This is a genomic window from Streptomyces sp. NPDC005648 (assembly GCF_040605395.1).
Classification (GTDB): Bacteria; Actinomycetota; Actinomycetes; order Streptomycetales; family Streptomycetaceae; genus Streptomyces.
Genome location: NZ_JBEXCS010000046.1, coordinates 24,304 through 36,384, shown reverse-complemented (window position 1 = coordinate 36,384; position 12,081 = coordinate 24,304). Strand labels below are relative to the sequence as shown.

Annotated in this window: 16 protein-coding genes and 1 pseudogene; 4 read left to right on the top strand and 13 right to left on the bottom strand. The window is 69.2% G+C overall.

Annotation, left to right across the window (positions count from 1 at the left end; all coding sequences use genetic code 11):
* Nucleotides 1–88: 88 nt before the first annotated feature.
* From ABZT17_RS25115 to ABZT17_RS25100, 4 genes are all read left to right on the top strand, one after another.
* Entirely contained in the window at nucleotides 89–307 is a 219-nt protein-coding gene (locus ABZT17_RS25115) for a hypothetical protein (RefSeq protein ID WP_356351829.1), read from the top strand.
* Complete coding sequence (locus ABZT17_RS25110; RefSeq protein WP_356351828.1) at nucleotides 307–534, top strand: hypothetical protein; 228 nt, start codon at nucleotides 307–309, stop codon at nucleotides 532–534. Before ABZT17_RS25115 ends, ABZT17_RS25110 begins: the two co-directional genes overlap by 1 nt.
* Nucleotides 531–716 carry a hypothetical protein gene (locus tag ABZT17_RS25105; protein ID WP_356351827.1) on the top strand — a complete coding sequence of 62 codons (186 nt, stop codon included), beginning with the start codon at nucleotides 531–533 and terminating at the stop codon, nucleotides 714–716. The genes ABZT17_RS25110 and ABZT17_RS25105 overlap by 4 nt, the downstream gene beginning before the upstream one ends.
* A gap of 397 nt (nucleotides 717–1,113) precedes the next feature.
* Nucleotides 1,114–1,359 (top strand): hypothetical protein, encoded by a 246-nt coding sequence (locus tag ABZT17_RS25100; RefSeq protein ID WP_356351826.1) that lies wholly within the window; start codon nucleotides 1,114–1,116, stop codon nucleotides 1,357–1,359.
* A 40-nt stretch (nucleotides 1,360–1,399) separates the two neighbouring features.
* On the opposite strand, the gene ABZT17_RS25095 is transcribed toward ABZT17_RS25100, so the two are convergent.
* The 13 genes and pseudogenes from ABZT17_RS25095 to rimM all read right to left on the bottom strand — a co-directional run bounded on the left by ABZT17_RS25095 (nucleotide 1,400) and on the right by rimM (nucleotide 12,077).
* Nucleotides 1,400–2,458 carry a hypothetical protein gene (locus ABZT17_RS25095; RefSeq protein ID WP_356351825.1) on the bottom strand — a complete coding sequence of 353 codons (1,059 nt, stop codon included), beginning with the start codon at nucleotides 2,456–2,458 and terminating at the stop codon, nucleotides 1,400–1,402.
* A gap of 326 nt (nucleotides 2,459–2,784) precedes the next feature.
* Nucleotides 2,785–3,576, bottom strand: a pseudogene (gene dprA / locus ABZT17_RS25090) (DNA-processing protein DprA); the annotation flags it as partial.
* Nucleotides 3,573–5,198 (bottom strand): YifB family Mg chelatase-like AAA ATPase, encoded by a 1,626-nt coding sequence (locus ABZT17_RS25085; RefSeq protein ID WP_356351824.1) that lies wholly within the window; start codon nucleotides 5,196–5,198, stop codon nucleotides 3,573–3,575. The pseudogene dprA and the gene ABZT17_RS25085, both read right to left, overlap by 4 nt.
* Entirely contained in the window at nucleotides 5,199–5,561 is a 363-nt protein-coding gene (locus ABZT17_RS25080; RefSeq protein WP_356351823.1) for a YraN family protein, read from the bottom strand.
* Between the two features lie 150 nt (nucleotides 5,562–5,711).
* Nucleotides 5,712–6,020, bottom strand: a complete 309-nt coding sequence (locus ABZT17_RS25075) for a DUF2469 domain-containing protein (protein WP_005311352.1) — start codon at nucleotides 6,018–6,020, stop codon at nucleotides 5,712–5,714.
* An 89-nt stretch (nucleotides 6,021–6,109) separates the two neighbouring features.
* Nucleotides 6,110–6,634 carry an NUDIX hydrolase gene (locus ABZT17_RS25070; protein ID WP_356351822.1) on the bottom strand — a complete coding sequence of 175 codons (525 nt, stop codon included), beginning with the start codon at nucleotides 6,632–6,634 and terminating at the stop codon, nucleotides 6,110–6,112.
* Complete coding sequence (gene lepB, locus ABZT17_RS25065) at nucleotides 6,624–7,403, bottom strand: signal peptidase I (RefSeq protein WP_356351821.1); 780 nt, start codon at nucleotides 7,401–7,403, stop codon at nucleotides 6,624–6,626. Before lepB (ABZT17_RS25065) ends, ABZT17_RS25070 begins: the two co-directional genes overlap by 11 nt.
* Before the next feature lie 96 nt (nucleotides 7,404–7,499).
* The gene (gene lepB, locus ABZT17_RS25060; RefSeq protein ID WP_356351820.1) at nucleotides 7,500–8,489 is read right to left on the bottom strand and encodes a signal peptidase I; all 990 of its coding nucleotides are present in this window, start codon (nucleotides 8,487–8,489) and stop codon (nucleotides 7,500–7,502) included.
* Nucleotides 8,377–9,486 (bottom strand): signal peptidase I, encoded by a 1,110-nt coding sequence (gene lepB, locus ABZT17_RS25055; RefSeq protein ID WP_356351819.1) that lies wholly within the window; start codon nucleotides 9,484–9,486, stop codon nucleotides 8,377–8,379. Before lepB (ABZT17_RS25055) ends, lepB (ABZT17_RS25060) begins: the two co-directional genes overlap by 113 nt.
* Nucleotides 9,479–10,174 (bottom strand): signal peptidase I, encoded by a 696-nt coding sequence (gene lepB / locus ABZT17_RS25050; protein ID WP_356351818.1) that lies wholly within the window; start codon nucleotides 10,172–10,174, stop codon nucleotides 9,479–9,481. The genes lepB (ABZT17_RS25055) and lepB (ABZT17_RS25050) overlap by 8 nt, the downstream gene beginning before the upstream one ends.
* 45 nt (nucleotides 10,175–10,219) lie before the next feature.
* A complete protein-coding gene (gene rplS, locus ABZT17_RS25045) occupies nucleotides 10,220–10,570 on the bottom strand; it encodes a 50S ribosomal protein L19 (protein ID WP_030866123.1) in 351 nt (116 codons plus the stop codon).
* 133 nt (nucleotides 10,571–10,703) lie between these two features.
* Nucleotides 10,704–11,537, bottom strand: coding sequence for a tRNA (guanosine(37)-N1)-methyltransferase TrmD (gene trmD, locus ABZT17_RS25040; RefSeq protein WP_356351817.1), 834 nt, complete (start codon nucleotides 11,535–11,537; stop codon nucleotides 10,704–10,706).
* A 3-nt stretch (nucleotides 11,538–11,540) separates the two neighbouring features.
* Nucleotides 11,541–12,077 (bottom strand): ribosome maturation factor RimM, encoded by a 537-nt coding sequence (gene rimM / locus ABZT17_RS25035; RefSeq protein WP_356351816.1) that lies wholly within the window; start codon nucleotides 12,075–12,077, stop codon nucleotides 11,541–11,543.
* Between the last annotated feature and the right edge of the window lie 4 nt (nucleotides 12,078–12,081).

Here is a 12,081-nt window from a genome sequence, read left to right as displayed (position 1 = left end):
GCAACCTTCCGCAACTCGGTCTGGACGTCAAGCAACTTCGCGCAACTCGCCTCGCGCTGGCCAATCCGCCCTCCCTAGCGTCCTGTTCATGGCCACGAACACAGCCGACTGGCGCAACGCACCCGACACCGACCCGCACCAGGCAGTCGAGACTCTGCGGGCGGCACTGGACCGGGCCGGGATCGTCCTTCCGTCCCTGGGCGCCGACTTCGCCAACCCGGACCTGAAGCTTGTCGAGCTGGGACGTGTGCGCGCGGACGTGGCCGTACGTCTGGCACGGGCCCTCCAACGAGGGGAGCACGGGTGATGGAGCATCAGAAGGACGCCCTCGTTGTGGACACCGCGCGAAACCGGCTCGGTTACGTCATGGGGCACGAGGGGCCCTACCTCCAACTGCGGCCGGTGACCGGCGGGCGCGAATGGGACGCCGAGCCGGCCAACGTCCGCGACGCCACCGAGGACGAGCGTCTCGCGGCCATGCGGGAACGCACCCGGGCCCTCAACACGGCCAGCAGCAACGGCTACTTCACATGAGCGCGCAAGCCGACGACACCTCGACCATGTCCGCGGAATGCGCGCTGGCCCAGCAGCCGGGTTACTCGAAGCTCCACTCCGACTGCCGCCAGACCAAGGACGTACCGCTCCCCCACGGCCGGGGCATCTTGCTCGTCCCCCGCTGCACCTGCCCCCACCATCGCTACAGCTCCCCCAGGTGACGCCCCCTCACCAACCGCCCCCGACCAGCCCCTGAGCCTCACCCCAACTCGACCGGGGTGGGGCTCAGTTGCGTCCTCTCACGCACTTCCCCGCCATCCGCTAAGCTGGTTGGCGGGGCAGGCCTGGCTGCCCCGGAGATTGACTGTCCAGGATTCTGTCGGATTGGGCTGGCTGAACACGGTGCGTTGCGACGGCTGTGTTCTGTTGACGTGAGCTACGTACATTGCCGACGGATAGATACTGACTTGCAGACATGAGTTGATGAGGGCCGACGAACGGGCCCACCCGAGAACATTTGCGCACACGTCCGCGCGGGTGTCTCGGTCCGAACCGCAGGGTTCGGATCGAGGCTGCCTGCGCACCCGATCCGACCCACTACAGGGAAGGTCAGGATCGGTGGACGGTACTGCCATCGCCATCATCATTCTCGCCATCGCTGGCGTGGTCACCTTGTTGATCTACGTCTTGAAGGGCGTGCTCGATCAACTCCCCGACCTCTTCGAGTCCGCACGTCGGGCGCGTGAGGCATGGGAACGGCTGACCAAGAAGAACGACGAAACTCCGCAGCCGGACGAGACCGAGGAGCAGCCGCCCCCCACGGCCGCCACCGGGGACGACGAGGAGCCGCCCGCTGCCGCGTAGACGCCGTGAGGTCTCCCGCCTCAAGGGGCGGGAGACCTTGTCACAGAGCGTCGATCACGAGCCGAAGGAACGCGTTCAGCCAGGCACTTGATGGCACGTCGTGCATGTCGATCAGGTCAGGCGTCTTCCGGATGTGGCGGTGCAGGGCGTCGTGCCCCTGCGGCTTGAAGTCCAGCAGCTTGCGCAGATAGTCCTTGTCGGTCCTGGTCCACGCCTGAAGTGGCTGGCTAGCCACCTGCTCGAAGGTCTTCTGTCCGAATACGGGGGCCACGTGGTCGAGGATTGCCCTCAGTAGCCCGTGGCAAGCGTAGGGGTTCTCCGCTGCGAAGTTGCTGTTCAGTTCACGCACGAGCCGGATCAGCTTCGTGAGGTCCCACTGCGCCGTGCTCTGCTTGTCCTCCAGTTCCTTGATCAGTGACTCCTTGACGTACACCTGAGCCACAGCCGCAGATGGTTCCAAGGGCAGCGTCGCCGCCGGAGCCTCGAAAATAGAGGCAGCGCCAGACGAGCCGATGTGGATGCCGCCGTTACCGAACGAACGCTCCGGTTCCATCAGCTCGGAAACTCGCTGGACGTACGACCTGATGTCCCGAAGGTCTACATCTTTGTAGCGCGCGATCTCCCGGCTCAGCCGTCGTTGCCACCACGACCAGTCGTGCCCCCCCTTGAGAAACGCGCCCCAGGTGGGAGGCTCGTGACTCAGGATGTCGGGCAGCTTGGCCATGAACTGGTCGCTGATCGAGGGCAACGCTTTCCGGATATCGTCGGGCGTGTAGGTCGCTGTCGTGATCTCGTCCGGCGAGAGCGGCAGGTTGCGCTGGATTTCAACCAGCTTTCGCAGAACGAGCAAGAAGGGCTGTCCCATAACCGGCAGCAGCTCGGGAACGTGGTGCACCGCCCCAATGGTCAGGCCGGGCCTGCTTTCGTCCGACGGGCCGCCGTCCCACCAGGCCAGCCTGTAGCCCTTGCTGAACAGGAAGTCACCCACCTGAGGCAGAGACCCCAGCAGTTGGTCGGCATCCAGGTCCGAACGATTCAGCGTCGCCCGGACAAAATGCCACACCGGCCACCGCCCGGACCTCAGGTACTCGGTGGCCATGGTGCGGAGCAGAAGAAGGTGCTCATCGCTAAGTGGGGCGAGCAGGTCGGTCACTGGTCATCCGATCACAAGTGCCATGAAGGTGACGAACATCGTACTGACGGCGACTGACAGTCGGCCCCGGCTTTTCGCGTGGGCCCACCGGGCTCTGGCGGGGCCTCGGAGGGGCTGAGAGCTGGCCTGTGGCACGAGGGGGCGCCCCAGGTACGAGAGCGCCCCGGACGGCCGTGGAGGGCGTCCGGGGCGCAGCTCACGAGGAGTGACTAGGTGGCCAGCAGCAGGCGGAAGGGGATCGACGAAGAAGCGGTACCCACGGGAAGAGGTGTGGGTACTCCCATCGTGTGACGTCCGAGCCGCTGCGCCGCCCGCGCGGTCACCAGCGACCCACTGCGATGGGCCGCCTCGACCACGACGGTTCCCCTGGTCAGCGCGGCGATCACCCTGTTCCGCACGACGAATCTGCTCGGCGAGGGACGCTCACCGGGTGGCAACTCCCCCACGACCAGACCCTGTTCCGCGATCCTGTTGATCAACTCGGTGTGTCCGCGCGGGTAGGCCTGGTCCACCCCGCAGGCGAGCACCGCGACGGTGGCACCTCCCGCACCGAGCGCCCCCCGGTGCGCGGCGCCGTCGACCCCGTACGCTCCTCCTGACACCACGACCCATCCGTGCTCGGCGAGCGCGGCGCCCAGGGTCGCGGCCATGTGCGCCCCGTACTCGGTACAGGCCCGGGCCCCGACCACGGCGACGGACCGCAGCGCCCACATCCGCAGACTGGGCCGCCCGCGCACCCAGAGCCCCAGGGGCCGGCCGTCACCGAGGTCGTCGAGCTGACCGGGCCATTCGGGGTCGCCCGGCACCACGAACCGCATACCGGCCTCCCGGGCCACCTCGAGATCGCGCTCGGCGTCGGCCTCCTCGGCCCGCGCCAGCACCCCGGCCCACTTCTTGTCGGTCACCCCGACGAGCTGGGGACCCCCGGCCCGCAGCACCCGCGCCACCTCGACCGCCCCCATCTCCCGCACCCACCGGCCACCGGCCTCGTCACCCGGTTCGAGGACACGGCTGAGGAAGACCCGGGCCGGCAGCTCGTGCCGCGAATCGCCCTCGGCGCTCATGTCAGCGCCCCGATCGCCATGGGCACACCCCGCGGCACTCCGGTACGCAGTTGCAGGGCCAGGGCGACGTCCGTGGCGTCGGGCCGGTCGTGTCCGACCAGGTCGGCGACGGTCCAGGCGACACGCAGCACACGGTCGAGTCCGCGCGCGGTCAGCACGCCCCGCTCCAGGCTGCGCTCGGCCTCGTCCATAGCGCCGCTCACCGGGTGCCAGCGGCTGCGCAGCTCCCGGCCCGGTACCTCGCTGTTGCTCCGCCACGGGGTGCCGGCGAGCCGCGCCGCCGCGCGCTCCCTGGCCGCCTGTACCCGGTCGGCGACCGTCACCGTCGACTCGCCCCGTGCCCCGCGCCGGGTCAGCTCGCTTCGGGTGACGCGGTCCACCTCGACCCGCAGGTCGACCCGGTCGAGCAGGGGCCCCGACAGCCGTGCCTGGTAACGGCGGATCGCCGAGGGCGGACACTCGCAGAAGTCGTCGGTCTGCGAGAAACGGCCGCATGGGCAGGGATTGGCCGCCAGCACCATCAGGAACCTCGCCGGGAAGCGCACCACCCCCGCGCTGCGGGCGATCACGACATGTCCGGCCTCCAGCGGCTGCCGCAGCGCGTCCAGGGCATGGCTGCTGAATTCCGGAGTCTCGTCCAGGAACAGAACGCCGCGATGCGACAGGGACACGGCTCCGGGTCGGGCGATGCCCGGTCCACCGCCGACCAGCGCCTGCATGGTCGCCGAATGGTGGGGCGCGCAGTACGGCGGGACGTCGATCAGGGGCTTGCCCGGGGGCAGCAGTCCCGCCACCGAGTGGACCGCCGTGACCTCCAGCGACTCCTCCCGGGTGAGCCGGGGCAGGATGGCGGGCAGCCGCTCGGCGAGCATCGTCTTGCCGGCGCCGGGCGGGCCTTCGAGGAACAGGTGGTGGCCGCCCGCCGCGGAGACCTCGACGGCCGTCCTCGCGGAGATCTGACCCACCACGTCCGCGAGGTCGTGGCCCTGGTCGTGCTGTGCGGCGCCCATGCTGTGCATGCCCGTGGCAGCGCCCGTGCCGGGCACCCGCAGCCCTGCGAGGAGCGGATCCGGGCGGCCCGGTTCCACCGGTTCCTCGTCGGGCACCGGCTCGTCCGCCAGGACGGCGATCAGCTGCCGCAGGCTCCGCACCCCGAGCACCGACACCCCGGGCACCAGCGCTGCTTCGGCGGCGGCGCACTCGGGTACGACCACCTGCTCATAGCCGGCGTCCGCGGCGGCCAGCACGGCCGGCAGGATGCCGCGGACCGGCCGCACCCGGCCGTCCAGCCCCAGCTCGCCGATCATCACGATGTCGGCGAGGACGCGTGGATCGATGCGCTCTGAGGCACCGAGCACCGCACAGGCGACGGCGAGATCGAACCCGCTGCCGGCCTTCGGCACGGATGCGGGGCTGAGTCCGACCGTGAGCTTCTTCTGCGGCCACTCACCGCCCGAGTTGACGACCGCGGCCCGCACCCGGTCCCGGCTCTCGGACAGGCTCTTGTCGGGCAGGCCCACCAGGGTGAACGCGGCGACTCCCGGTTCCAGGTCGGCCTGGACCTCGACGACGACGCCTTCGACCCCGACCAGCGCCACCGCGCACGTACGAGCGAATCCCATTCAGGCCACCCCCCGCGCGTGCTCCACGCGAGCGGCTCCGCGCCCGGGCAGGACGACACCGACCAGGTCGATGCGGACGCCTCCCGGCGGCGCCCCTCCGTGCGCGTGGATCCAGTGCTCCGCCAGGCCGCGCAGCCGCTGGGCCTTCTCGGGCGTGACGGCGGCCATGGGGTGCTGGAAGGAGCCCGCGCGCCGGGTCTTCACCTCGCAGACGACGAGCACCTCGCCGTCCCGCGCCACAATGTCGATCTCCCCCGCCCGGCCACAGCGCCAGTTGCGCTCCAGGACCGTCATCCCGGCCTCCGTCAGCCGGCGGACGGCGAGATCCTCTCCGTACTTGCCGAGTGCGTTTCGTGCGTTCATGTCGGCACCACCTCCGGCGCCAACCGTCACGCATCCGCCCCGACCGAGTGGATCTTGGTGGACTACTCACCGGTTGTGGAGAACTCCGTCACCCACACGAGCGAACCAGGGCCGTCCTCAGCTGCCCGTGAGCTGCCCGCCGGCCGCCCATCAGCTGCCAGGCAGCTCCAGATCACTCTTGTTCAGCTCCTCGATGTTCACGTCCTTGAACGTCAACACCCGCACCTGCTTCACGAACCGCGCCGGCCGATACATGTCCCAGACCCAGGCGTCCGCCATGGACACCTCGAAGAACACCTCGCCCTGGACCGAGTGCACCTGCATCTCGTAGTCGTTGGTCAGGTAGAAGCGCCGCTCGGTCTCGATCACGTATTTGAACAGACCGACGACATCGCGGTACTCCCGGTAGAGCTTCAGCTCCATCTCGGTCTCGTACTTCTCGAGGTCCTCGGCGCTCATGGCATGTTCCCCTTCAGCCGTGCGATCCCACCATTGTGCGCCAGTCCCGTGTGCCCCCCGTCGATTTCCGGGTCGCCTGACGATCGGCGCTAGACGATTTCCGGGTCGAGGGTCACGGGTCCGGCAGGGGGACCTTCGTCGAGCAGCCTGCGCAGCAGCTCGGCGAGTCTGGTCGGATACACCGTCTCATGTGCCCGGGTCAGTTCCGCACACGTCCACCAGCGCGCTCCGGCGACACTCCGCCGCTCCAGCTCCGTGAGGGCCGTCGCCCGCGTGGCGGTCTGGGTCGTACGGGCCAGGTAGTACCACTCGTCCTGGTCCCAGCGACGTCCCGCGAACGGGAACGAACACATCCGCCGCCACAGCACCGGCCCGAGCTCCACGTCGGTGATCCCGGTCTCCTCGGCGAGTTCCCTCAGCGCGGCCTCTTCACGACTCTCCTCGCCCTCCAGACCGCCGCCGGGCGTGAACCACCAGTCGTCGGCCGGATCGTCCGGCTCATGGCCGTGCAGCAGGAGGATGCGGTCGTCGGGGTCCAGCAGGATCACCCGGGCCACCTTGCGCAGGCCGCCCGAGTACGACTCCTCGTACGCGTCCGTCGCCTCAGCGGGCACCCACGGGCTCCGTCCGGGTCCGGGCACGCCGACGGCCGCCCAGCCGCTTGGCGACGGGACCGTACGCACCGCCCCCGAGGACCAGGACCGCCCCCACGACGATCAGCGCGACGATCGGACGCAGCGGGCCCGGGGTGGAGAGCGCGCCCAGGGCCTCGAAGCCCGTGGGGCGCGCCAGCATGCCCTTCATGGGCCAGACGACCGCGTCCACGCGCGCCGTCACGGCGGAGCGGGCGACCGTGCCCTGGGCCGCGTCACTGAGGTGCGCGGAGGAGTCCAGCGAGCCCTCGCGCTCGTCGCCGAGCAGGAACAGCCGGCCCTTGGGGACCTTCACGGTCGGGATGTTCTTGTCCTCGACGACGCTGCCCTTGAGGTAGCCCTCGTCGATCTGCTTGCCGTTGACGGTCAGCTTGCCGTCGGTGCAGCAGGAGACGGTGTCGCCGCCGATCGCCACCACGCGCTTGACCACGGAGGCGTTGGTCACCCAGCTCTTGTCCTTGAAGACGACGACATCGCCCCGGCGTATCTCACTGCCGTCGACGCGCTGCGCGAGCACCCGGTCACCGGCGTCGATCGTCGGCGTCATCGAGGTGGTCGGAACGGTGTACGGCCGGTAGAGCACCGCTCCCCAGCCGAATCCGCCGAGGAACAGCACGATGCCCAGTGCGACCGCGATCCCGGACAGTCGCTGTCCGGTCCTGGTCCCCACCGGGCCCGTGCTCTTGCCGCCGCCGCGCGGGGCCGTACGCGTAGTGCTCTCGCCACCCATGGATCCGCACCCTACCCGGCGGTACCTGACCCGGTCAGCCCCTGAGGGGCCCACCATGGTCACAACTGCACCAGGGCTTCACCAAGGAACGCGCCCTCAGTGGGTCTCGGCCGCCTCGGCCTTCCTGCGGCTGCGGCGCCACAGCGCCACCGGGACCACGCCGGTGAGGGCGAGCGCGTTCGGCGCGGCCGTCAGGGCGGCGGACGCCGAGGACTTGTCGTTGATGCCCGGCTGGTCGAAGGTGTCCGGGATCGGGAGGGTGTCCCAGCGGTTGATCGGCCAGGCGATGACGATGGCGCGGCCCACGACGTCCTTCACCGGGACCATGCCGTGGTGCCTGTCACTCTGGTTGTAGCGGGAGTCGCGCGAGTTCTGGCGGTGGTCGCCCATGACCCAGATGTAGCCCTTGGGAACCTTCACCGTGAACTGGCCGCCCTGGTCGTCCACGCTGCAGGGCGTGTTGCCGGCGTAGACGAACGAGGTGTCGTTGAGCGCCTTGCCGTTGACCTTCAGGGGGCCGGTGCCCTTGCAGGACACCGTGTCGCCGCCGACGCCGATGACGCGCTTGATCAGGTCCTTCTCCTCGGCGGACGGCATCAGGCCGATCCAGCTGAGGACCTTCTGCACCGGGTTCGGGTTGGCGGTCGGCTCACCGGCCAGCCAGTTGTCCGGGTCGTGGAAGACGACGACCTCGCCGCGCTCCGGCTTGGACCCGAACCAGGGGGTGAGCTTGTCGACCAGGACGCGGTCACCCTGCTGGAGGGTGTTCTGCATCGAGTCCGACGGGATGGAGAACGCCTGCACCAGGAACGTCTTGATCAGCAGCGCGAGGACGAGCGCGATGCCGATGAGGATGGGCAGCTCCTTCCAGAAGGAGCGCTGCTTGCGCGCCGCGCCGGGGGCCTCACCTCCCGGCCCCTGCCCGTCCGCTCTGGTCTGCGCATCGGGCGCGGTGTCGTCTCCCGCGCCGGAGTCACTCCCGGAGGTCACGGCGCTGTCCGCGGCCGGGACAGCTGCTTCCGCGGGTTGTCCGCGGTGCTCCTCGCCGTCGTGTCCGGACCGTGCGCCAACCGCCACATCCCCCACGCCAACTCCTTACTCTGTGCCGCCGCCTGCCCCATACGCGGCGCAGGCCCACCACTCCCATAACGAGCGGGAGTTCCGCAGGGCTCGGGAGCTGGATCGCTGTGTTCGGATCGTCGGGAGCAACCCTATGCGACAGCTGCTCGGCCGCGGTCGTCCCCGACACGGAGTTGGAAACGGAGGAGAAAGTTTTAGGTTCCTTCAAGGAGGTCCAGTGGCCGAACGGCCATGCGATGACCATCGCCCGGCCCACCACGGAGGTCTCGGCGACCGTGCCGCCGTAGCTGGTGTTCATATGGGCGCGGGAGTCCGCGGAGTTGCCCCGGTGGTCGCCCATCACCCACAACCGCCCCTTGGGGACGGTGATGTCGAACTCCTGGGTGGAGGGGGCGTTCCCGGGATACAGGTAGTCGCCCTCGGTCAGGGGCACGCCGTTGACAGTCACCCGCCCCTGGGTGTCACAGCATTTGACGTGGTCGCCGCCGACGCCGATGACCCGCTTGATGAGGTCCTTGTCGTTGGCGGAGGGCAGCAGGCCGATGAAGGTGAGCCCCTCCTTGACCTGCTTGACCACGATGGGGTCGCTCTTCGTGGTCGTGGTCTGCTCGCCCGCGAGCCAGCCGCCGGGGTCCTTGAAGACGACGACGTCGCCGCGCTTGGGCTTGGAGCCGAACCACGGCGTGAACTTGTCGACCAGGACGCGGTCGCCGATCCGGATGGTCTGCTCCATGGAGCCGGACGGGATCACGAACGCCTGGACGAGGAAGGTCTTGAGGACCAGCGCTATGAGGACGGCGACACCGACCAGAAGGGGTATCTCCTTGACCGCTCCGCGCCGGCGCCGTCGCTTGACCTTGCGCTGCAGCTTGCGCCGCTCGGCGCGGGTGCGACCGCCCGAGGGGGCGCTTCCGCCGGTGCGGCGGGAGCCGGTGGGCAGGAGGTGTTCGGTGCCGAAGGTGGTGCTGGGGGTGGCCCCACGCGGTTTGCCGCGGTTACCCATGCGCACCGCCGGCGGCGGGCACGCGCGCGTAGGCGCCGGGGCGGTGCAGACGCGTCCAGTGAGCGGCGGGCCAGACGATCCAGTCGGCGCGGCCGATGACGTCGGAGACGGGGATCATGCCGCCGCCGGGCGAGCCCAGATGGTCACGGGAATCGCTGGAGTCGCTGCGGTGGTCGCCGAGGACGAAGAGGGTGCCGTCGGGCACGACGACACGAAAGGGCACCGCCGACGGGGTGTCCCCGGAGTGCAGGAACGACGTCTCGTCGACCGACCGGCCGTTCACCTCGATCCTCCCCTCCTTGTCGCAGCAGACCACTCGGTCCCCACCTACTCCCACGACGCGCTTGATGTAGTCCGCGTTCCCGAAATACCCAGTTCCGTCGAACACCACAACATCGCCGCGCCGCGGCTCGGCACCGAAACGGTACGCCAACTTATTTACGAGAACCCGGTCCCCGATCCTCAATCCGTTTTCCATGGATCCGCTGGGAATCTGGAAGGGTTGCACCACGAAAGCGTTCAGGATCAGCAAAAACACCAGGCAGACCAGCAGGAGCAGCGAGATCCGGCCACCGGGCAGCCAGTCCGTGATCCGCCGCACCAACGCGAAACGCGACCGTCCCTCCACAGCCTCTGGTTCAGGGCCGGAAGAGCGGTCGCGCTCCGTGTGCTGTGCTTCGGTGTCCATCGGGGCCAGATGTTATCCGGCCCCGCTCAGAACACGTGCGCGAGCTCAGCTGTCGCGCTTCTCCTTGATCTTCGCGGCCTTACCGCGCAGCTCGCGCAGGTAGTAGAGCTTGGCGCGACGCACGTCACCACGGGTGACGAGCTCGATCTTCTCGACGATCGGGGTGTGCACCGGGAAGGTGCGCTCGACGCCGACGGAGAAGGAGACCTTGCGGACCGTGAAGGTCTCGCGGACACCGGCGCCCTGGCGGCGGATGACCACGCCCTTGAACTGCTGCACACGAGAGCGGTTGCCCTCGATGACGCGGACGTGGACGTTGACGGTGTCACCCGGGCGGAAGGCCGGGACGTCGCTGCGCAGCGACGCGCTGTCGACGGAGTCGAGCAGGTGAGACATTTCGTCTGCTTTCTTCGCTGATGCCACAGGTCATCAACGGCAACTAGGTGTTCTTCGAGGATGCTGTCCGGGTCGGGCGGGCGTCGTGTCCCCCTGTGGCAGGGGCGCGCGCCGGACGACGCACAACAGCGGTCTATTCTTCCACGCCCTCCGGCCTGCGCCAAAATCGGCCGTACGGCTCCCCCTCCGGATCGGGCGCCCAGCCCAGGATGGAGAGCGTCTCGCGGTCCTTCTTGTCGAAGGCCTTCGGGTCGCAGCGCTCGATGAGGTCGGGCCGGTTGGCCGTCGTACGGCGCAGGGCCTCGTCCCGCCTCCAGCGGGCGATCCTGCCGTGATGGCCGCTGAGCAGCACGTCCGGGATGGTTCGTCCGCGCCACTCGGGGGGCTTGGTGTAGACGGGGCCCTCCAGGAGGTTGGCCATGGCGCCGGGCGCGAAGGAGTCGTCCCGGTGCGACTCGGCGTTCCCCAGGACGCCGGGCAGCAGTCGGGCGACGGCCTCCGTGATGACCAGCACGGCCGCCTCGCCGCCGGCGAGGACGTAGTCGCCGATGGACACCTCGTAGACGGGCATACGGGTGCCGTACTCGTCGATGACCCGGCGGTCGATGCCCTCGTAGCGCGCGGGCGTGAAGATCAGCCAGGGGCGCTCGGAGAGCTCCACGGCGAGTTCCTGGGTGAAGGGACGGCCGCTGGGGGTGGGGACGATCAGCGCGGGCACGCGCGAGCCGGTCTCGTAGCCGTCGGCGAGCGCGGAGTCCAGGGCCTCGCCCCAGGGGTCGGTCTTCATGACCATGCCGGGGCCGCCGCCGTAGGGGGTGTCGTCGACCGTGTTGTGGCGGTCGTACGTCCAGGCGCGCAGATCGTGCACATGGACGTCGAGCTGCCCACGCGCGCGTGCCTTGCCGACGAGGGAGACGTTCAGCGGGTCGAGGTACTCGGGGAAGATCGTGACGACGTCGAGGCGCATCTTCTACGACTCTTCCCGCGTCGAGGCGGTCTCGTCGTCGATCAGCCCGGGCGGCGGGTCGATGACCGCCCGCTGCTCCTCCAGGTCGATCTCCGTGACGATCTCCTCGACGAAGGGGACGAGGACCTCGGTGCCGTCGGGACGCTCGACGACGAACAGGTCCTGGGAGGGCAGATGCGAGATCTCGGTGATCCTGCCCACCTCGACGCCGTCCTTGGTCACCACGTCCAGGTCGATCAGCTGGTGGTCGTAGTACTCGTCCTCGTCCTCCGGCAGCACCTCGGGGTCGACCTCGGCGATCAGGAGGGTGTTGCGGAGGGCCTCGGCGGCGTTGCGGTCCCCCACGCCCACGAAGCGGAGGAGGAGACGTCCGCTGTGGACGCGGCCGGTCTCGATGGTGAGCGGGCCCGTGGCGGCGGGGTCCGTGAGCAGGACCGCGCCGGGCGCGAGTCTGAGCTCGGGCTCGTCGGTGCGGACCTCGACGGTGACCTCGCCCTTGATGCCATGGGCACGGCCGATGCGAGCGACTACCAGCTGCACTGTG